The organism is Streptomyces californicus (genome assembly GCF_000717645.1).
GTDB classification, from domain to species: Bacteria; Actinomycetota; Actinomycetes; order Streptomycetales; family Streptomycetaceae; genus Streptomyces; species Streptomyces californicus.
This window is the reverse complement of record NZ_JNZZ01000037.1, coordinates 18,282-40,030: the sequence shown is the minus strand read 5'-3', so window position 1 is coordinate 40,030 and position 21,749 is coordinate 18,282. Positions and strand designations below refer to the sequence as shown.

Genomic DNA, 21,749 nt, shown 5'->3' with positions numbered 1-21,749 from the left:
CTCATCCGCCCCGATGTCGTCCGCCCCGGAAGGACCGTGCGCCGCGATGGCACCCCGTCTCACCGTCGTCGTCCCCCTCTACAACGTGGAGGAGTACATCGGTGCCTGCCTGGCCTCCCTCGCCGAGCAGACCATGCCCGACCTGGAGGTCGTCCTCGTCGACGACGGCTCCACCGACCAAGGCCCGCGCATCGCGCAGGAGTTCACCGAGCGCGACCCCCGTTTCCGGCTGATCCGGCAGGAGAACGCCGGGCTCGGCGCGGCCCGCAACGCCGGGGTCCGCGAGGCCCACCCGGGCGGGGAGTTCCTGACGTTCGTGGACAGCGACGACGTCGTTCCGCCCGGCGCGTACGCTCGTATGCTCGCCGAACTCGACTCCTCCGGCTCCGACTTCGCGACCGGCAACGTGCTGCGGCTGCGGGTGGGCGGGGCGCTGGAGCAGTCCCCGATGTTCCGCAAGCCGATGGAGAAGGCCCGCCGGGCCACCCATGTCACCCGGGACTGGATCCTGCTCGGGGACCGCATCGCCTGCAACAAGGTCTTCCGCCGCGCCTTCTGGGACGAGCACGCCTTCGCCTTCCCGACCGGAGTGCTGTACGAGGACATCGCCGTCGTCCTGCCCGCCCACTTCCTGGCCCGCTCGGTCGACGTCGTCGAGGAGCCCGTCTACCACTGGCGCGACCGCGACGGCTCGATCACCACCCGGCGGGCCGTCCCCCAGGGCATCCGCGACCGGGCCGCCGCCGTCACCACCGTCAGCCGCTTCCTGGCCGAGCGGTCCGACGCGGCGGGAGCGGCCGAAACCGCAGGAGCAGCGGCAGGGGGCGCCGGAGCGGCGGGCGCGAAGGCGGGAGCGGAGGCCGCCGAGGCCAAGCGGCGCTACGACGCCCACGCCCTCTCCGGTGACCTGTGGCTGTTCATCGAGGCCCTGCCGGACGGCGACGCCGCGTTCCACGAGGCGTTCCTGGAGCACGCGGGGGCCTTCGCCGCCACCGTCGAGCCCGACGTCTTCGCCACGCTGCCCCTGCACCTGCGGGTCAAGTGGCAGCTCATCCGTGAACGCCGGCTGCCCGAACTCCTCGCCCTCCTCGCCGACGAGAAGAAGGACCGGGACACCTTCCACGTACGCGGACGGCTCCGGCCGCGCGCCCACCACCCCGCCGTCCGGAACCCGCTGCCACCCTCCGCCACCGCGCTCGCCCCCGCCGACCTGCCCGTCCACGCCCACCTCACCGAGGCCGTCTGGCGGGACGGGCTGCTGCACCTGACCGGGTACGCCTACGTGCGCAACGCCCCCGGTGGGCGGCCCCGGCTCGGCTGGCTGCGCGCCGGGAGACGGCTCGTCCCGCTGCGACTGCGTCCGGCCCCCGGCGAGGAGGCGACCGCCCGGTCCGGCCGCTCGCTGCACCGCTACGACCGCGCCGGCTTCGAGGCCGTGATCGACCCGCGCGCCCTCGCGGCGAAGGCCGGGAAGCACGCGAAGCCGGCGAAGGCAGGGACGAAGGCGGATCCCGGGCGGACGACCTGGAAGCTGGAGGCCGTCGTCATCGGCGCGGGTCGGCCGCGCCGGGGGCCGATGCGGCTCGTCGGCACCCCGGCCCCGCCCGCCGTGGCCTACACCGACGAGGGCACCCGCGTCGTCCCGGTCCTCTCCGGCAACAAGCTGGAGCTGCGCACCGAACGCGTCGCCGCCGTGCTGACCCGGCAGTCGGCGGTCGAGGGCGCGGTCCGCCTGGAGGTGAAGATCCTCGGGCCCGCCGGACCGGTCGCCCTCCGGCTCACCGAGTGGCGCACCAAGGAGACCCGCGAGTACGCCCTGCGCGGTTCGGCCGGCACCCGTACGGCCGACGTCCCGCTCAGCGCCTTCCGCGGTGGGGACGACATCTGGGGCGTCCAACTCGTGACGGAAGGGCGGCCGTTGACGGTGGCCGCCCGCTCCGACGCGCCCGACGGGTGCTATCCGCTGCCGGGCGGCCGGGAGCTGTGCGCAGGCCCCAACCCCTCCGGCGACCTCGTCCTCACCGACCGGGCCGTCCAGCCCGTCGTCACCGCCGCCGACTGGGCGGATTCGGGTGAACTCACCCTCGCCGGAACCTTCGCCGAACCCACCGTCACCGCCCACGAACTCGTCCTGCGCCACAGCGGCCACCAGGAAGAGGCCGTCGTGCCCCTGGAGCGTGCGGACGACGGCGGCTTCCGTGCCGTGCTCGACCCCTCCGCCGTCGGCGGCGTCGGCGGCACCGTGCCGTTGGCCGAAGGCCGGTGGTACCCGTACCTGCGCGTGCCGGGGGAGCGGGACCCGGAGGCGTACCGGCCGCTCCGGCTCGGCTCGACCCTGCACCACTCCTTCCCCCGGCAACAGACGTTCCTGGGGAGGGACTTCACGCTCCAGCGGCGCCACCACGACCGTCTCGCCCTGGAGTCCGGCAGCCCCCTGCCGGTGACGGTGCGCGGCGCGTACGGGCAGCGGATCCAGCGCGAACGGTACGCCGCGCTCCGGGCCCGTACGGCGGACGAACTGCGGCCCGCCGTCCTCTACTCCAGCTTCGACGGCCGCCAGTTCTCCGACTCCCCGCGCGCCGTCCACCGCGAACTGACCGCGCGCGGGGCCGACATCGAGCACCTGTGGGTGGTACGCGACCAGCAGGCGGCCGTCCCCGAAGGCGTCCGTCCCGTCGCCCTGCACAGCGCGGAGTGGCACGAGGCGCTGGCCCGCAGCCGGTGGATCGTCACCAACACCCATCTGCCCCAGTGGTTCGAGCGGGCGGAAGGCCAGTGCGTCGTCCAGACCTGGCACGGCACCCCGCTCAAGCGTGTCGGCCGCGACCTCGCCGGCACCCCGCACGCCGACGCCGCCTACATGGCGTCCATGGAGCGCCGGTCCGCCCAGTGGAGCGTCCTCGTCTCCCCGAACAGCTTCTCCACCCCGATCCTGCGCCGCGCCTTCGGTTACGGCGGCGAGGTCCTGGAGTGCGGCTACCCGCGCAACGACCTGCTGTACGCCCCCGACCGGGCCAAGGTCGCCGCCGCCGTACGGGAGGAACTCGCGATCCCCGAGGGGCGGCGGGTCGTCCTGTACGCCCCCACCTGGCGCGAGGACCGGCCCCGGAAGGCCGGACGGTACGCCGCCGATCTCCCGCTCGACCTGGAGCAGGCCCGCGAAGCCCTCGGCGACGACCACGTCCTGCTGGTGCGGCGGCACTACCTCGTCGGCGGGAGCGTCCCCGACACCGCCTTCGTCCGGGACGTCTCCCGCTACCCCGACGTCGCCGAACTGCTGCTGATCAGCGACGTGCTGGTCACCGACTACTCCTCGATCATGTTCGACTTCGCGCAGACCGGCCGCCCGATGTTCTTCCACACCCACGATCTCGCCCACTACCGGGACACCCTGCGCGGCTTCTGCTTCGACTTCGAGCACCGCGCCCCCGGGCCGCTGATCCCCGACTCCGCCGGGATCGTCGCCGCCCTGCGCGACCCGCAGTTCACCGCCGCCGGGCACCGGGACGCCTACCAGCGGTTCCGGGAGGCGTTCTGCGACCTGGACGACGGGAACGCCGCCGCCGGGGTCGTCGACCGGATGCTCGCGCACGACCAGCCGCACGAGGGGGAGCAGGCGTGATCGACTTCACCTGCGTGGTCACCGGGGGCGGCGAGGGAACCGGCGGCGTCACCGCCCTGCGCGCCTCCGTCGCCTCCGTGCTCGACCAGTCGCTGCGCGGGGCCGAGGCCGTCGTGGTGCTCGCCTCCGCCGCCGACCCCGTCGTCCGCGCCGCCGCCCGCACCCTCGCCGACCGGAACCCCGACCGGGTCCGCCTCGTGGACGCCGACCCCGCCGCCCGCACCACCGGAGCCCTGCGCAACGCCGGGCTCGACGCGGCGACCGGCCGGTACGTCCTGGTCCTCACCCCGGGCGAACGCCTCCACCCCCACGCCTGCCGCAACCTCTGGCAGGCCGGCGAGACCAGCCGCGCCGACCTGATCGCCGGCCGCTGGAGCCGGGCCGCCGACGAGAGCGGCAAGGAGCGGGAGCCGTCCTGGCAGGGCGAGCTGTACGCCCGCTCCCGTACGCTCAACCACTTCACCGAGGCCCCCGAACTCGTCGTCAGGGACGCCCTGGTGACCGGCTTCTGCCTGCGCCGCGAGGCCGCGCGACGGCACGGGCTGCGGTACGAGGGGGACCTGGCGCACGGCGAGATCCTGTTCGGTCCGCTCGCCGCCGCCGCGGTCGGCCGGATCGCCCTGGTCCGCCGGCTCATCGTCACCGGCCGGGCCGCCCCGGACCGGGCGCGCGACCTCGCCGCCCTCGTCCAGGTCCACCACCGGGTCGCCAACACCCTCATCGCCCACGGCCTGCCCGAACTGCGCGCGCGACGGGAGACGGCGTTCGCCCGCGACCACCTGGTCCCGCTCGTCCGGTCCTTCCCCCGGCTGCCCGCCGCCCGCCGCGAGCGGACCGCCGCCACCGCCGCCCGCGTCCTGACCGGCCCCTTCCGCACCGGCGTACCGGAGCTGCCGCCGCTGGAGCGGGCCGCCGTCGCCCTGCTGGCCCGGGGCGACGCGGAGGAGACCCTCGCCGCCGCCTACGCGCTGGCCCGGCCCGCCACCGTGTGCGCACCCCTGTCGACCGGCCCGGACGGACGGGTCGCCTGGGGCGGCGACCCGGAGGACGTGGCCCTCGACATCACCGAAGTCGGCCACCAGTACCGCACGTTCGGCACGATGCGGCTGATGAACCGGCTCACCCGCGCCACCGTCGAGAAGGGCGTCCTGCTCCTCGAAGGCCGCCTCGTGCTGCCCGGTCACACCGGCCCCGGCCCCGGTGCCCCGCTCACCGCCGCCCTGGAGTTCCGGGCCCGGGACGGGGCGCGCGCCGTAGCGTTCCCCGTCCAGGACGTCCGGCACGACGGCGACGGGATCACATGGCGCGCGCGGATCGACGTCACGCGCCGCCTGCGCCCGCTCGGCCCGCGCGACACCGCGTGGGACGCGCGGCTGACCGTCCAGGCGGACGGCCCCGACGGGCCCCGCTCCGTCAGCGACCTGTTCGCGCCGCAGGACCAGGTGGCGCCGGCCGCCGGGCTTCCCGCCCGCCCCCGCCTCGGGCGGCTCACCGGGGACACCTGGGAGCCCTACGTCACGCTCAAGGACCACTTCGCGCTCCGGCTGACCGCCCGCCGCCCCCCGGCCCGCACCGCCCGCCGCCTGGTCCGCTACGCCACCCGCTTCCGCCCCGCCCGCAAGGCGAAGCTCCTCGTCCGGGGGGTGCGCGGGCGCCTCGACCGCTACCGCTCCCGCGGCTTCAAGGCCACCGCCTACAACACCTGGCTCACCCGGCTCCCCGTCCGCCGGGGCTCCGTCGTCTTCGAGAGCCACATGGGCACCTGCTACGGGGACAGCCCGCGCGCCCTGTACGAGGAGATCCGCCGCCGGGGCCCGAAACTGCGCGCCACCTGGTCCTACGACCCCTCCCCGGCCGGCTTCCCGGACGACGCCCGCCTCGTACGCCGCTGGTCCTGGCGCTATCTCTGGGCCCTGGCCCGCGCCGAGTACTGGGTCGACAACCAGGGCTTCCCGCAACACCTGCGCAAGCCCCGGCACACCACGTACCTCCAGACCTGGCACGGTTCCGCGTACAAGCGGATGGGGTTCGACGAGACCCGCGTACGGCTCCAGAACGCACCCCAGCGCGAGCGGCTCCAGCAGGCCGTGGACCGCTTCGACCACTTCCTCGTCCGCTCCGAGCACGACGTGGCCACCCTCGCCCGCGCCTACCGGATCCCCGAGGAACGGCTCCTGCGCACCGGCTACCCCCGCAACGACGTCCTGATCGCGGAGCGCGACCGGACCGAGGCCGAGGGGAGGCTGCCCCGCCCGCCGCTCGCCGCCGCACTCGGGCTGGACGACCACCGCAGGACCGTGCTGTACGCCCCGACCTTCCGGGGCGGACCCGGCAAGCAGCGCCGCAGCCGACTCCTGCTGGACGTACGGGAGTTCGCCGAGCGGTTCGGGGACACCCACACCCTGCTGGTGCGCTCCCACTACCTGGAGTCCGCGCGGCTGCCCGTCTGTCCGCCCGGCACCGTCGTGGACGTCTCCCGCCATCACGACACCAGCGAACTCCTGGCGATCACCGATGTGTTGGTCACCGACTACTCCTCCATCATGTTCGACTTCGCCCTCCTCGATCGGCCCGTCGTGCTGTTCGCCCCCGACCTCGACGCGTACGCGGCCGAGCGCGGCAGCTACTTCGACCTGCGGGAGAAGGCCCCCGGGCCGGTCACCGCGACCCAGGAGGAGCTGTTCGGCGTCCTCGCGGAGCTGAAGAAGTCCGACGCCCGATGGGCCGACCAACGCCAGGCGTTCGTACGGGAGTTCGGACCCTACGACCGGGGCGACGCGGCCCGCAGGACCGTCGCCGCCGTCTTCGGGCCCCGGATCTGCCCCGACGCCCGCCACATCACCGACCACGACCGGGGGGCCGGCCGATGAGCCGCGACATCTTCATCGTCTCCAACAGCACCGACGAACTCGGCGGCGTCACCGGCTGGATGCACCAGACCGCCCGCCTCTTCGCCGACCGGGGCCACCGGATCCACGCCATCGGCATCCACGCCTCCGACCTCACCATGGCGCTGCCCGAGCGGCCCGCCCACCCGGTCACCGCCCTCTACCCCGCACACCCCCCGACCCCCTGGACGCCCCAGGGGGTCCGCGACCGCTTCCGCGTCCCCACCCGGCGCAAGGAGGCCGCCCGCCTCGCCGCGAAGAAGCGGGCGGTCGCCCGGCTCTCCGGGATCTTCGCCGACGCCCGGCCCGGCGCCGTCGTCATCGTCACCCAGGTCTGGGCGATGGAGTGGGTCGGGGAGGCCGACACCAGCGGGCTCCGGGTCATCGGCATGAGCCACGAGTCCTACGACTACTCCCGCGCGAGCCACCGCTACCGCTGGATCAGGAACCACTACAAGGAGCTGGACCACTGGCTCGTCCTCACCGAGGAGGACGCCGACCGGTGGGCCGGCGACGGCATGAACAACGTCGGCTTCCTGCCCAACGCCCTCGCCCGCCTCCCCGCCGTCCCCTCCCCGCGCACCGCGAAGACCGTCGCCAGCATTGGCCGGCTCAGCGACCAGAAGGGCATCGACCTCCTCCTGGACACCTGGGCGCTGGTCGCCCCCGCCCGCCCCGACTGGCGGCTGCGCGTCCACGGGGCGGGCGAGGACGAGGCCGCGCTCAAGGCGCGGTGCACCGGGCTCGGCCTCGACGGCTCCGTGGAGTGGATGGGCCGCACCGACGACGTGGAGCGCGCCCTCGCGGACGCCTCCGTCTTCGTCCAGTCCTCCCGGGGCGAGGGCTTCCCGCTAGCCCTGCTGGAGGCGATGGCCAGCGGCGTCCCGTGCGCCGCCTTCGACTGCGCGCCCGGCGTCCGCGAGATCGTCCGCGACGGCGAGGACGGGCTCCTGGCGCCGGCCGGGGACATCGCCGCCCTCGCCGACCGGCTGCTGCGGCTCACCGGCAACCCCCGGCTGCGCGACGCTCTCGGCGCCCGTGCCCGCTCCGGCGTCCAGCGGTTCTCCGAACCGGAGACGCTGCGCCGCTGGGAGGAGCTGTTCGCGTTCCTGGAGCGCTGAACACCCGTGTTCAGCGGGGGCGTTCAGCCCTGCACGCCCGCCCCGGCCCCGTCCTGGGCGGGCAGGGCCGCAGGCGTCCGGCGGGCGGCGTACGGCACCGGCAGCGGCAGCCCGTCGGTCTCCTTGAGGAAGACCCGCCGCACCACCCGCTCGGCGGCGTACCCGTCGTCGTACGGGCAGAACCGGGCCCGGAAGGCGGCCCGCAGCCGCGCCGCGTGGGAGCCGCGCCAGTGGTCCGTGGTTAAGACGTCGAGCAGCTCGTCCTGGCTCCGGGCCACGATGCCGGGCGGGAACGCGGTGACGTCGAAGTACGTGCCCCGGGCCGCCTCGTACGCCTCGACGTCCTCCAGGTGCAGCACCACCGGGCGGTCCAGGTTGACGTAGTCGAACATCAGCGACGCGTAGTCGGTGATCAGCGCGTCCGAGGCGAGCGCCGTCGTCTCCACCGACCGGTGGGCGCTGACGTCGATGATCCGGGGGTGCGGGGCGCGGACTCCGGGACCCGCCGGACGGGGCGCCCGGTTCAGCACCACGAACCGAGGGCCGAGCACCTGGAGCAGCCGCTCCAGGTCGAGCGCGGGCCGCTGGATCCTCCGGTAGTCGCGGGGCACCGGGGCGTACAGCAGGGCGACGGCGTCCTCCGGAACGCCCAGCGCCTCCCGCAGCCGGGCCACGTCCGCCGGTCCGGTGCGGTGGTAGACGTCGTTGCGCGGCGCGCCGTACTCCAGCGTCGTGTACGCGGACGGATAGGCGCGCTCCTGTACGAGGGTGGAGTGCGGGTTCGCCGAGAGGGCGAAGTCCCAGGCGTCCACATCGCGCAGCAGTCCCTCGAAGTCGGTGGACCCGGCGGCGGCCGGCCGGTCCAGCAGGTCGGTGCCCTCGGTCCGCAGCGGTGTGCCCTCGTGGGTCTGCACCACGGTCTGGCCCCGCCGCTTGACCAGCCCCCGGTCGAGGGCGCCGTCGTTCACCAGGTACGCGGAGCGGGCCAGGGCCGTCCAGTGGGCGAACGTGCCGGGGGCGAGGCGCCGGGTGCCGCCCGGCACGGTGTGGGCGTCGGCGGGCCGGCAGATCCAGGCCGTCCGCGCCCCCGGGACCAGCTCGCGGACCCGGGCCTCGATCGCCGCCGGGTCGCCCGTGTACCCCCGGCCGCCCCGGGTGGCGAAGGCCGCGTCGCGGGGGCGCAGCGGCAGCAGTCTCTGGACGCGGTAGTGCGTCCGCAGGGCGACGCCCCGCACCGTCCGGCGGACGGCGGCGGCGCCCGCGCGCAGCCGGCCGCCGAGGCGCTGGGCGAGCGACAGGGCCCGGTAGGTGCGCCGCGCGCCGAGCCGCAGCAGGCCGTGGCGGAGCAGGGCCCGGCGGGGGGCCGGGGCGCCGGGGGTGTGGTGGCGGCGGCAGGCGGCGGTGGCGCGGCGGAAGAACGCGGCGCGGCGGTGGAGGGGCAGCCGGTCCGGGGAGGCGTACAGGGCGGAGAAGTGGTCCAGCATGCGCCGGAATATCACCGGTCGCCACAGGGCGAGTTCGGGGCGGGAGTCGATGAAGGCGAAGACCCGGTCGTACTGGTCGAAGACGTCGAAGTGCTTCTCGCTGGTGGTCGAGAGGATGTTGCCGCGCCGCCGCTGCCGGTAGGAGACGCAGACGGCGTCGAGGACCGCGATCGACCCGGCCGACATCAGCACCGGGTAGGTCCAGGGGGTGTCCTCGTAGTAGCCGGGCGGGAAGGCGAACCCTTCGGCCTCGACGAACGCGCGGCGGTACGCCTTGTTCCAGACGACCATGAGGAGGCGCAGCAGTTCGGGGCGCTCGGTGAGCCGGAAGCGGGCGGGTCCGTCCTCGTCGAGGTAGGAGCCGAGGACGTTGCGGACGCTGCGGCCGGTCCAGTACGTACGGGCGTAGTCGTACATCAGGACGTCGGGCTCGCCGGTCGCGTCGATGCGGTCGGCGATGGACTGGAGCGCGTCCGGCAGCAGGGTGTCGTCGCCGTCGAGGAAGACGAGGTAGTCGCCGGCGGCCCGGGCCATCCCGGCGTTGCGGGCCGGGCCCAGCCCGGTGTTGCGCGGCAGGTGGAGAGCGGTGAGGCGGTGGTCCCGGCGGGCGTACTCGTCGGCGATCGGCCCGCAGGCGTCGGGGGAGCAGTCGTCGACCACGATGACCTCGTGGTCCTTGAAGGACTGGGCCAGTACCGAGTCCAGACACGCGTGCAGATACGCCTGGACCCGGAACGCGGGCACGATGACGGAGAACCGGGGCACTACACATCCAGGGGTCGATCGTTCGCGGAAGCCAGGCAGAGCGCAAACGTCGGATGGAATGACAGGGTTACGCCGGGCGTGCCGATCGGGGGACGGGGACGCCGAAGCGGCCCGGTTCCGGGGAACAGGGCCGCTTCGTGTTGACGTACGTCTGTACGTTTTCGTGGTGGGCGATTACTTGACGGCGCCCGCCATCACGCCGGAGACGAACTGCCGCTGGAAGGCGAAGAACACCGCCAGCGGGATCACCATCGACACGAACGCGCCGGGCGCGAGCACGTCGATGTTGTTGCCGAACTGGCGTACCTGCTGCTGGAGCGCCACGGTGATCGGCGGCGCGTCGGAGTCCGCGAAGATCAGGGCGACCAGCATGTCGTTCCACACCCAGAGGAACTGGAAGATCCCGAGCGAGGCGATCGCGGGACCGCCGAGCGGCATCACCACCCGGGTGAAGAGGCGGATCTCGCCCGCCCCGTCGAGCCGGGCGGCCTCCAGGAGTTCGCGGGGGATCTCCGCGAAGAAGTTCCGCAGCAGGAAGATCGCGAACGGCAGGCCGAACGCGGTGTGGAACAGCACCACGCCGAGCGTCGTCTCGAATATCCCGATGGTGCCGAACAGTTCGGACACCGGGATCAGCGCGACCTGCACCGGCACCACCAACAGGCCGACGACCAGCAGGAACCACCAGTCCCGGCCGGGGAACTCCATCCACGCGAAGGCGTATCCGGCGAGCGAGCCGATCACCACCACCAGCAGGGTGGACGGCACGGTGATCATGATCGTGCTGCCGAGCGACCCGGTGATCGTCGCATTGTCCAGCAGCCGTTGGTAGTTGTCGAAGGTGAGCTCGGAGGGGGCGGTGAAGACCTTCCACCAGCCGGTCGCCGCGATGTCCTGCGGTCCGCGCAGCGAGGACAGCAGCAGGCCGACGGTGGGCATCAGCCAGAACAGGGCGACCAGGATCAGGAAGACCCGCATCGCCCCGCCGCCGGCCCCGGCGGCGATCCGCGCCCCGAGAGACCGCCCGGCCTTCGGCGCCTCGGGCCGGCCGGTCCCCGGGGAGCCCGCCCTCCGGCGGCCGGGGCGCGCGGAGTCCACGTTCGGTGCGCCGCTCATCGCCGCCCCTCCTTCCGGATGCGCCGGATGTTGAACAGCATCACCGGGATCACCAGCAGCAGCAGGAGCACCGCGATGGCGCTGCCGATCCCGAGGTCCGCGTCCGTGCCGAACGAGGACCGGTACAGCTGGAGCGCCAGGACGTTCGCGTCGTCCTGGGAGGAGCCCGGCGCGATGATGAACACCAGGTCGAAGACCTTCAGCACGTTGATCATCAGCGTCACCAGGACCACCGCCAGCACCGGCGCCAGCATCGGCACCGTGATCCGGCGGAACACCTGCCACTCGTTGGCCCCGTCCACCCGGGCCGCCTCCAGCAGTTCGCGCGGCAGACCGGCCAGTCCCGCCGCGATCAGCACCATCGCGAACCCGGCCCACATCCACACGTAGCTGCCGATGATGCCGGGCGTCACCAGGGACGGGCCGAGCCAGTCCACCCCGTTGTACGGCTCGCGGAAGTTGTCGGCGGGCAGCCGCAGTTGTGCCCCGTCCGCCGAGGCGGGCAGGGTGAACACGCCGTCCGCCCCGGCCGTTGCGCTCGCGACGACCTTCCCGTCCCGCACCGCCTCGACCTTGAGGCCCTTGAGCCCCAGCTCCTTCGGATCGACGACGTTCGGCTTCCCGCCGCCGCCCCGGGTGAAGTCCAGCCAGGCCGTGCCGGAGATCCCGTCGCCCGAGGCGGCCGGGGAGCCCTGGGCCGGCCGCGCGTCGCCCGGCATCTTCGCCGGGGCCACGCCCACCAGCGGCACCAGCAGCGGCTGCCCGGCCCGGATCGGCTCCTTGGACAGGTACGCGCCGCCCTCGCCCTTCTTCAGCGGGTGCACGGGCAGCGGGCGCGCCTTCGGGAAGCCGGCGGACGCGTTGAACGTGTCGTGGACGCCCACCGCCACCGCGTTGGCGACACCCCGCTCGGGGGCCTGGTCGTACACCAGCCGGAAGATGATGCCCGCCGCCAGCATCGAGATCGCCATCGGCATGAAGACGATCAGCTTGAACGCCGTGCCCCAGCGGATGCGTTCGGTCAGCACCGCGAAGATCAGACCCAGCGCGGTGGCGACGGTGGGGGCGAAGACCACCCAGATCGCGTTGTTCTTCACCGCCGTGAGGATCGTGTCGTCGGTGAAGAGCGCGGTGTAGTTGTCGAACCCGGCGAACCCGGTTCCGGCTTGGTCGAAGAAGGACCGGTAGACGGAGTAGCCGATCGGATAGACCACCAGTGCGCCCAGCAGCACCAGTGCGGGCAGCAGGAACACCGCCGCGACCACCCTGCGGGTGCCGGTCACGCCCCGGCCGGGCTTCTCCGGCTCCGGGGACGGGCGGCGCGGACTCGTCTCGTCGGCGGGAGGCGCCGCACCGGCGCCTCCCGCGGTCGCTGTCGTCACGGCGTCAGCTCTTGTACGCCTTGGCCGCTTCGGACTCCAGCTTCTTCTGGGTCCCCGCGATGTCCTTCGGGTTCTTCAGGAAGTCCTGGAGGATCTTCCACTCGCCCTTGCCGGGCGTCCCGCCGAACGACTGCGGGGCCTGGTCGGACATGTCGAACCGGACGTCGTCGCCCGCGTCGATGAGCGCCTGCGCCATCGTGCGCTGCACGTCGTTCGGGTACGCCTTCAGGTCCAGGCCCTTGTTCGGGGAGATGAACCCGCCCGCCCCGGCCCAGATCCGCGCCGCGTCGGCCGAGGCCAGCCAGGTCAGCAGCGCCTGCGCGCCCTTGGTCTCCTTCAGCGCCACGGCCGCGTCGCCGCCGGTCACCACGGGGGAGTCCGCGCCGACCGCCGGGAACGGGAAGACCTTGGCGTCCGTACCGATCTTCGCCTCGGTCTGCGCGATGTTGATGGAGACGAAGTCGCCTTCGAAGACCATCGCGCCCTTGGGCTGGTCGCCCCCGGTGAACGTCTGGGTCACCGAGGCCGGGAACTCCGTCTGGAGCGCCCCGTCGGCGCCGCCCGCGATCAGTTCCGGCTTGCCGAACAGCTCGGCGAGCGTGGCCAGCGCCTCCTTCACGGACGGGTCGGTCCACGGGATCTCGTGCTGGGCCAGCCGGTCGTACTTCTCCGGGCCCGCCTGCGACAGGTAGACGTTCTCGAACCAGTCGGTGAGGGTCCAGCCGTCCGCGCCGCCCACCGAGACCGGGGTGACGCCCGAGGCGGAGACGGTCTCCGCCGTCGTCAGGAAGTCCTTCCAGGTCTTCGGCTCACTGGCTCCGGCGTTGTCGAACGCGGCGGCGTTGTACCAGATCAGCGACTTGTTCGCGGCCTTGAAGTACACCCCGTACTGGGTGCCGTCCACCGCGCCGAGGTCCTGCCAGACCTGCGCGTAGTTCTTCTCCAGCTGGGCCTTCGCCTCGGCTCCGACCGGCTTGGCCCACTTCTTCGCGGCCGCCTGCTGGACGGCGCCGACCTGCGGGATCATCGCCACGTCCGGCGGCTGCTTGCCCGCGATCTTCGTCCCCAGGAAGTTGATGATCGGGTCCTGCGCCGGGACGAAGGTGACGCTCGCGCCCGTACGCTTCTCGAACTCGTCCAGGACCTTGGTGAAGTTCTCCTGCTCGGGCCCGGTCCACACCGCCGCGACGGAGACGTTCTCCCCGTCCAGCTTCGGCAGGGTCACCGTGGACGCGCTGTCCGTGCCCTTCCCGGAACCGTCGTCCGTCTTCTTCTTGCCGTCGCCGTCGCCTCCGCAGCCGGTGAGCGCCAGAGCGCCGACCGCCGTGAACACGAGCGCGGCCCTGCGTATCGAGAAGGTTGTGCGCATTCCTGCCCCGTCTCTTCCGTACGGGCCCGGCCACGGCGACGTGTCCGGACCACGTCGTCCGTGCGCACAGTCCTACGCCCGGCGCACCTGCCCCGCAATACCGCCGATGGGCCCAACGGGCTGATTGTGATGGCCTCGTGACGTCAAGTCAGGGCATGTCGGAAGGTGATCGGGGAAGGGGTAGGGGCGGCGCTTCCGACCTCCTGGTTCGGCACGCAACTGGGCTACGGGGCAGGCGTGTTCGGGTTGGCGTAGCTGAACGGCGCCGTCTCGGTGGGGCGTTCGCTCGACGAGTCTTCCGTGGGTGGTGTCAGGTGGTGAACGGGACGAGCGCGGGGAGCCGTTCGGCGTTCACCGAGCGCGCCGCCCGGTCCAGCGCGCTGGCGAGCAGGGCCAGGTCGGTCGGTCCGTTGCCCAGCTCCCGCACCGGGCGCCGGGTCGGCGGATCGCCCATCCGCTCCCATTCCAGCGGCACGACGGTGGGGCGCAGCGTCGCCGTGCGCGGGATGCGGCCGGTGACCCGACCTCCCTGGAACGGGGTGACGCGGCCGTCCGGGTGACCCAGCCTGCCCCGGCCGGGGGCCGGTTCGTCCGGGGACGGCGGCAGCACCGGCGCGTCGAGCACGATGCGCAGCCGGGCGCTCCGGGCGGGCTCGGTGTCCTCGGTGCGGTCGGGGCGGGCGGAGGCGGCGACGAGGTGCACCCCCAGCCGCCCGCCGTCCCGGGCGACGGCCTCCAGCGCCCGCACCACCGAGCCGGCGGCGGGCCGCCCGGGGGAGCCGAGCGCCGGGGCCACCAACGCGTCGAAGTCGTCGGCGAGGACGACGAGGCGGGGCAGGGGGGACGGCCCCGGGTCGGCGGTCCGGGCGGCGGCCGGGCGCAGCCGCAGGGTGCCGGTGGCCGGGGAGTCCAGGTCGCCCCGGTGTTCGGCGCCGGACGGCGGACGGCGGCCCGCCACGCGTCCGGAGACCTCCTGCGGGGCCTCCTGCCGGGCGTGCCGCTCGTGCCAGTCCGCGAAGTCCAGCTCGCCGAGCAGCTCCGCGCGCCGCTTCAGCTCACCGCCGAGCGCCTGGGCGAACTCCCGCATCCGGACCGGGTCGTTGGCCACGAGGTGGCCGAAGACGTGCGGCAGCTCCGTACACGGGAGCAGCCCCTCGCCCCGGTCGCCCTGCTCGCCGCCGGCCCCGTCGACCAGCAGGATGCCGAGCCGGTCGGGCCGGGCGGCGGAGGCGAGCGAGGCGGCCACGGCCCGGAGCAGCTCCGTACGGCCGCTGCCCGGCGGGCCCTCGATCAGCAGGTGCGGGCCCTCGACGGCGAGATCGACGCTGAGCGGGCCCCGGGGACCCGCGCCGAGCACGAGCACAGGCCGCCCCGCGCCGGGCCCGTCAGGTCCAGTGATACCTGCGCCTGCGCCTCCGTCTGCGCCTGGGTCCGGAGCCCCGGTGGCCCCGGTCGCGGCGGAGCCGACGCGGACGGAGTCGGCCCCCGTCGCGGTGGAGCCCCCCGGTGCGTCCGCAGCCCCCGGCCCGGAGCGCTGAGCGCCCAGATGGAGCGTGCGGCCGGAGTCGCGGGAGTCGAGCGGGGGATACGGGGTGCGGCCCGAGTCGCGCGCGGTCGGCGGCGGGTACGGGGTCCGGTCCGGGTCGGGGGCGCCCGCTGCCGGGTACGCCGTACGGCCGGCGTCGCGGTCCTGCGAGGTGGCCGCGGTCCGCTGGGGGCCGACGCGCGGGCCCGCGCTGAGGGTCCGCCCCGAGTTCGGGCTGTCCGGCTCGGGGCGGGGCGGGGGAGCCGTCGCGGCCCGGGGGACGGTCGAGCAGGTCCGGCCCTCCGCCGTGGACGCCCAGCGGGCCATCAGGGAGGCCGGGGTGGCGCGGGCCAGCCCCAGCTCGTCCAGCAGCCGGGCGGACGGCGGCAGCGCGGCCGTCGTCGGACGGCCCGCCAGCGCGGCCGAGCCCTCCTCGCGCAGCGGCGCCAACGCCCGCCCGAACCGCTCGGCCCAGGCCGCCGACACCGCGTCGACCGCCGCCACCGTGCCGTGCCCGGCGGCCTGCCCGCCCGCCGTGCGCAGCAGGCGCAGCGCCGTGGCCACGTCCCCGCTCAGCATCGCGACCGCCCCGCACTCCCGGAACGCTATGGACGCCCGGCAGGCCGCCTCGTACGTCGCGGCCACCGGGGAGGTGGGGGAGGCGGCCGGGGTCTCGGCCAGGCAGATCAGATGGATGCCGGCCGCCGCGCCCGCCCCGGCCAGCCGGGCCGTGGTCTCGCGGAGGAACGCCGTGCCGGGGTCGCCGTCCAGGACGACCACCGTGTGCGGCCCGGTGTGGGCGCGGGCCGCCTCGGCCAGGGTGGCCCGGTCGAGATGAGGCCAGCCCGGACCGAGGGGCCCCTCGTCGAGGCGGCGGACCAGCTCCGCCGCACGGGCCTCCGCCTGCTCACGCTCGTACGCGAGGAGGAGCCGGCAGTCCTGGCCGTGCGTCGGGCGCAGATGCGGCAGCCACCCCAGCCAGGACCACTCGCGCCGCCGCTCCTCCGGCGTGCGGGAGCGGTCCGTGCTGATGAGGACGATCTCCAGGTCGAGCGGGGAGTGCAGGGCCGCGAGCTGGGCCACCGTCGCACGCGCCAGCCCCGCCAGCCGGGCGCGCGGACCGGCGAGCCCGAGCGAACCGGCCTCCCGCAGTCCCACGGTCACCGGCACCGACGGCACCTCGGCCCGGTCCGTCGTGCCGAGCCGCACCACCAGCGCCTCCGGGTGGTCCGGGCGGCGCTCCCAGAGCCGGGGCCCCGGGCCGAGCGCGGTCAGCAGCACGGCGGCCGGGTCCGGCCAGGTGCCCTCGGGCGCGGACGGCAGCGCGGAGAAGGGGGAGGCGGGGGAGGCCGGGGACGCGAGGTGCCCGGACCCGGAGGGGCCGCCGGCCGGATCGTCGAAGCCGCCGGACGAGCCGCGGGGACCGGCGTCGGAGCCGCTCGCGGCCGATCCGCGGACCCCTGCCGGGCCGCCGTCGGCAGCGGAGGCGTACGGGTCGGACGCGGCCGGCCCGGCCGCGTCCTGCTCGGCTTTCGCCCCGCCCTTGAACCGCCGCGCCCAGGCGCCTATGCCGCGCCGGGGCGCGGGGACGTCGGCGAACTGCTCGCCCCGCGCGTGCGTACCGGTCCCGGCGCCGGACCGCTCCGGCCGGGACTCCGCTTCGCCGTACCCGCCGGTCTCGGGCCCGGGGGACGGCGGGGCGGCGGGGCTGTGGGACGGGGGAGGGGAGACGACGGCGGCGGGGAACGCGGTGCCCGGCGCGGGCGCGCCGTGGCCCGGGGCGGCGTGCCCGGGGGAGCCCGGACCGAAGGGCGGGCGGGCGGCGTGACCCGTCTCGGCGCGGGTCACCCGCAGGTGCCCCTCGCCGTCAGGGGCGGTCGTCAGACGCGGCGGAGGGGAGCCCGGGGCGAGGCGGAGGGCGGACTCGCCGAGCCGCAGCAGCGCGCCGGGGACGAGGCGGACCGGGCGCTCGCGCACCTCGACCCCGTCCAGCGAGGTGCCGTTCGTCGAGCCGAGGTCGGCGACCGAGACCCGGCCGTCGTCGGCGACCGTGACCGCGCAGTGCAGCCGCGAGACGTCCGGGTCGTCGAGGGGGACGTCCGCGTCGGCGGAGCGGCCGATCCGGATCTGCCCGCCGTGCAGCAGGTGGACCCCTCCCGCGTCCGGTCCGGCCACCACGTGGAGCTGGGCCGGGACGGGGTCGTCCGTCGCCTCCTCGTCGCCGGGCACCTGGAGCGAGAGGACCGCGCCGTCCACCAGGGGAGGCTCGCCCAGCGCGATCCGGTGCCCGTCCAGCCGCTCCCGCCCGGCGTGGAGCACCACGGCCCCACCGCTCTGGGAGCTCTCGGGGCCCGACACGGCGGCCGCCAGCTGCGAGGCGACGGCGGCCAGTGCCGTCCCGGCGGGGGCGGTGACGAGCACGTCGCAGGTGCGCGCCGGGGTCTGGCCGCTGCGCGGCGCGAGGACGGTCAGCCGGATCTGCATCGCCGTCAGCGGTCCCTTCTGCGCGAAGGTGCCCGGCAGGGGAAACGCCCTGTGATTCCCCCCACCCGGCACGGACACGTCGTCCGTACAGGTCGTGACGGACCGGGGGACTCCGCGTCCGCAGATCCGTGCTCCAGCCATCCTCGCACCTGCCACTGACAACACGCCCGCCGGTCGCCTCCACATGATCTTGAATGGTCGGCTGTGGGCGCAAAAGTGCCTGCTTGCGTCCGGAATCAGCCGCTCGAAGGCACCGACCCGGGGGAACCGCCCCCGGACCGGCCGGTAAACCCGCCGACGCCACCGAACTGCTGAGCGATCCCCGGCCACGCGTGCGGCCGCCCATGGCCGCTCGTACCGCCATCCCCGCCCACGCGCGTACGGGGCCCCCTGCCCGCTGGCACGTCGGTCCCCGGCCACGCGTGCGGCGCCCTCCTGCGGTCGGGTCGGCAACCTCCGGCCCGGTCCTCGCGTCTTCCCTCGAAACGCGAGCCCCCTGCGCCCTGTTCGGCGGCATTACAGTGGGCCGGAACATTCGGGCCCCGGAGGGCCGCGAGTACCACGATCAGCAGGGAGCGCATGACGTGCGGCCGGTAGGCAGCAAGTACCTGCTCGAGGAGCCGCTCGGACGCGGCGCCACGGGCACCGTCTGGCGAGCCCGCCAGCGGGAGACGGCGGGCGCCGAGGCGGCCGTCGCCGGTCAGCCCGGCGAGACCGTGGCCATCAAGGTCCTCAAGGAGGAGCTGGCCAACGACGCCGACGTCGTGATGCGGTTCCTGCGGGAGCGGTCCGTCTTGTTGCGGCTCACCCACCCCAACATCGTGCGCACCCGCGACCTCGTCGTCGAGGGCGATCTCCTCGCCCTGGTGATGGACCTGATCGAGGGCCCCGACCTGCACCGCTACCTCCGCGCGAACGGTCCGCTCACCCCGGTCGCCGCCGCCCTGCTCACCGCGCAGATCGCGGACGCGCTCGCCGCCAGCCACGCCGACGGCGTCGTCCACCGCGACCTCAAGCCGGCCAACGTGCTGCTCGACGAGCGCGACGGCGGCATGACCCCGATGCTCACCGACTTCGGCATCGCGCGCCTGGCCGACTCCCCGGGCCTGACCCGGACCCACGAGTTCGTCGGCACCCCCGCCTACGTGGCGCCGGAATCCGCCGAGGGCCGCCCGCAGACCTCCGCCGTCGACATCTACGGCGCCGGCATCCTGCTGTACGAGCTGGTCACCGGCCGCCCGCCGTTCGCCGGCGGCACCGCCCTGGAAGTCCTGCACCGGCACCTCAGCGAGGAGCCCAGCCGCCCCTCCAACGTCCCCGCGCCGCTGTGGACGGTCATAGAGCGCTGCCTGAGCAAGGACCCGGACCGGCGGCCCAGCGCGGAGAACCTCGCCCGCGGTCTGCGTACGGTCGCGGCCGGCATCGGCGTCCACGCCAACTCGGCGCAGATCGCCGCCGCCGACGGGGTGGGCGCCCTGCTCGCCCCCGACCCGGCGCCCACCGCCGTCCCGGAGACCCCGGGCGCGGCCGACCCCACGCAGGTGCTGCCGAGCAACGCGGGCTCCTACGACCCGGCCGCCGCCACCAGCGTGCTCCCGCAGACCGGCCCCGGCGGCCAGGGCGGACCCGGCCAGGGACCCAACGCGGACCCGACCGCCGTCATGCCACCCGTGCCGCCGCGCCCGGACGGGCCGCCGCAGCCGGACGGCCCGCACCCCTGGCAGTCGCAGCTCCAGGCGGCCCGCGACCGCAACGAGCAGACCCAGGTGCAGTACCTGGACCCGAGCCAGGACCCGCTGCGCCGCCGCCCCCAGCGCCAGCAGCCTCCCCAGCGGCAGCACCAGCAGGCACCGCAGCAGCCTCCCCAGCGGCAGCAGCCGGCACCGCGCGGGCAGCAGCCCCTCCAGCAGCAGTACCCGTACCAGCAACAGCAGCAGCAACCCCAGCGCTACCAGCAGCCCCAGCGGCAGCAGTACGCACCCCAGCCCCAGCAGCCGCAACAGCCCGCCCCGCGCCCCGCGCGCGAGCCGCGTCCGCCCCGGCAGCGCAGCGCCAACCCGATGCGCATCCCCGGCCTCGGCTGCCTCAAGGGCTGCCTGTTCACCGTGGTGCTGCTGATCGTGGCCGGCTGGCTCATCTGGGAGCTGACCCCGCTCCAGGACTGGGTCGCCCAGGGCAAGGGCTACTGGGAGGCCATCGGCGACGCGGTCGGCACGGTCACCGACTGGATCTCCAAGGTCGGCGACAACGCCGGCGGCGGCTGAGCCACCGGAGCCGAGGGCCTGGCCGAACTTCGGCCGACCCCTCATCGAGCCCCGGCCGAACCCTGGCCGAGCCGACGCCGACCCCCGGCGGTCGGGCGGACACCCGCCCGACCACCGCGGCCTGCCCGACCACCGAGGTCCGCCCGACCACCGAGGTCCGCCCGACCACCGGGGTCCCCGCGGCCGCCGTGCCCGGGCCGACGACCCCGCATCGCCCACCCGCACCCCGTCACACTGTCCCTTTGTCGACTTCTGCGGGCCCATTCCGCCCGCGGAAGCCGAGGTCGGTGCCATCCTGGGCGCTCGACACCCCGAACGCCGCGTAACTTTGTCGACCGGGGGTCCACCGCCAGCCGCTGAGGGAGCAGTCGTGGCACGGAATATCGGCAGCCGGTACACGGCCCACCAGATCCTGGGGCGCGGCAGCGCCGGAACGGTATGGCTCGGCGACGGGCCCGAGGGCCCGGTCGCCATCAAGCTGCTCCGTGAGGACCTCGCGTCCGACCAGGAGCTCGTGGGCCGCTTCGTACAGGAGCGCACCGCCCTGCTCGGGCTCGACCACCCGCACGTCGTCGCCGTGCGGGACCTCGTCGTGGACGGCAACGACCTGGCCCTCGTCATGACCCTCGTCCGCGGCACCGATCTGCGCACCCGCCTGGACCGCGAGCGCCGCCTCGCCCCCGAGGCCGCCGTCGCGATCATCGCGGACGTCGCCGACGGGCTGGCCGCCGCGCACAAGGCCCAGATCGTCCACCGGGACGTCAAGCCGGAGAACATCCTGCTCGACATGGAGGGCCCGCTCGGCCCCGGCGGCTCCCACCCCGCCCTGCTCACCGACTTCGGCGTCGCCAAGCTCATCGACACCCCGCGCCGCACCAAGGCCACGAAGATCATCGGTACGCCGGACTACCTGGCCCCCGAGATCGTCGAGGGCCTGCCGCCGCGCGCCGCCGTCGACATCTACGCCCTCGCCACCGTGCTCTACGAACTGCTCGCCGGGTTCACGCCCTTCGGCGGCGGCCACCCCGGGGCGGTCCTGCGCCGCCACGTCACCGAGACCGTCGTCCCGCTCCCCGGCATCCCCGAGGAGCTGTGGCAGCTCCTCGTCCAGTGCCTGGCCAAGGCACCCGCCTCCCGGCTGCGCGCCTCGGAGCTGGCCGTACGGCTGCGCGACCTGCTGCCCCTGCTGGCCGGGATACCCCCGCTGGAGGTGGACGAGCCCGACCAGGGGGAGAGCGAGCAGCAGCCCGACGCGTACGACGAGCAGCAGTACACCCCGGCCGCCGAGGAGCCCCGCCGCCGCGGAGCCGTCCCGCTGGTGCCCGGCTCCGCCCCCGACTCCAACCGCGACACCCACACGAGCATGCGCGTCCCGGCCCCCGACGAGCTGGCGGGCGGCCCGCTCGGTACCGCCCGCGCTCCCCGCGCCCCGGGAAGGCCCCGGCCCGGCTCCGCCCGCAACAAGGCGGCCGCCGTCCGCAAGCGCCGTCTGACCCTCGGCGCCGCCGCCGTCGTCCTCTGCGCGGCGATCGCGGTCGGCGGCTGGCTGGCCACCGGCGGCGGCGACGGCGACCCGTCCCCCCAGGACAGCGAGAACTCGGCCCCGGCGACCCCCTGAGCGCCGCCGGGCCCGGCCCGGGGCTTCGGGCCTGTTCCCGGCTCACTCCCGGGCCCGCGGCGGCCCTGTTCCGGAGGCTGTTTCCGGGGGAGGGCGAGCTTCACCCGCCAT

At 74.8% G+C, this 21,749-nt stretch carries 10 protein-coding genes; 5 read left to right on the top strand and 5 right to left on the bottom strand.

Translation table 11 applies throughout. The features are described from left to right. Positions 1-46: 46 nt before the first annotated feature. From IF19_RS0131750 to IF19_RS0131740, 3 genes are read left to right on the top strand one after another with little or no spacing between them, the layout of a single operon-like run. Entirely contained in the window at positions 47-3,622 is a 3,576-nt protein-coding gene (locus IF19_RS0131750; RefSeq protein WP_030290232.1) for a bifunctional glycosyltransferase/CDP-glycerol:glycerophosphate glycerophosphotransferase, read from the top strand. Next, the gene (locus IF19_RS0131745; RefSeq protein WP_030119554.1) at positions 3,619-6,492 is read left to right on the top strand and encodes a bifunctional glycosyltransferase/CDP-glycerol:glycerophosphate glycerophosphotransferase; all 2,874 of its coding nucleotides are present in this window, start codon (positions 3,619-3,621) and stop codon (positions 6,490-6,492) included. The genes IF19_RS0131750 and IF19_RS0131745 overlap by 4 nt, the downstream gene beginning before the upstream one ends. Beyond that, on the top strand, positions 6,489-7,631 hold the full coding sequence (locus tag IF19_RS0131740; RefSeq protein WP_030119555.1) for a glycosyltransferase: 1,143 nt from the start codon (positions 6,489-6,491) through the stop codon (positions 7,629-7,631). The genes IF19_RS0131745 and IF19_RS0131740 overlap by 4 nt, the downstream gene beginning before the upstream one ends. A gap of 23 nt (positions 7,632-7,654) precedes the next feature. On the opposite strand, the gene IF19_RS0131735 is transcribed toward IF19_RS0131740, so the two are convergent. From IF19_RS0131735 to IF19_RS0131715, 5 genes are all read right to left on the bottom strand, one after another. After that, on the bottom strand, positions 7,655-9,880 hold the full coding sequence (locus IF19_RS0131735; protein WP_030277992.1) for a bifunctional glycosyltransferase/CDP-glycerol:glycerophosphate glycerophosphotransferase: 2,226 nt from the start codon (positions 9,878-9,880) through the stop codon (positions 7,655-7,657). A 174-nt stretch (positions 9,881-10,054) separates the two neighbouring features. Beyond that, complete coding sequence (locus IF19_RS0131730) at positions 10,055-10,996, bottom strand: carbohydrate ABC transporter permease (RefSeq protein WP_030119558.1); 942 nt, start codon at positions 10,994-10,996, stop codon at positions 10,055-10,057. Then, entirely contained in the window at positions 10,993-12,279 is a 1,287-nt protein-coding gene (locus tag IF19_RS0131725) for a carbohydrate ABC transporter permease (protein WP_030192991.1), read from the bottom strand. Before IF19_RS0131725 ends, IF19_RS0131730 begins: the two co-directional genes overlap by 4 nt. A 103-nt stretch (positions 12,280-12,382) precedes the next feature. Continuing rightward, complete coding sequence (locus IF19_RS0131720) at positions 12,383-13,747, bottom strand: ABC transporter substrate-binding protein (RefSeq protein WP_030119561.1); 1,365 nt, start codon at positions 13,745-13,747, stop codon at positions 12,383-12,385. Between the two features lie 310 nt (positions 13,748-14,057). After that, entirely contained in the window at positions 14,058-17,756 is a 3,699-nt protein-coding gene (locus IF19_RS0131715; RefSeq protein WP_030277993.1) for an FHA domain-containing protein, read from the bottom strand. A 584-nt stretch (positions 17,757-18,340) separates the two neighbouring features. Here IF19_RS0131715 and IF19_RS0131710 point away from each other — a divergent pair. Together IF19_RS0131710 and IF19_RS0131705 are read left to right on the top strand one after the other, a co-directional pair. After that, positions 18,341-20,020 (top strand): serine/threonine-protein kinase, encoded by a 1,680-nt coding sequence (locus IF19_RS0131710; protein WP_030277994.1) that lies wholly within the window; start codon positions 18,341-18,343, stop codon positions 20,018-20,020. A gap of 370 nt (positions 20,021-20,390) precedes the next feature. Beyond that, the gene (locus IF19_RS0131705; RefSeq protein ID WP_030290230.1) at positions 20,391-21,638 is read left to right on the top strand and encodes a serine/threonine-protein kinase; all 1,248 of its coding nucleotides are present in this window, start codon (positions 20,391-20,393) and stop codon (positions 21,636-21,638) included. The last annotated feature ends 111 nt before the right edge of the window (positions 21,639-21,749 follow it).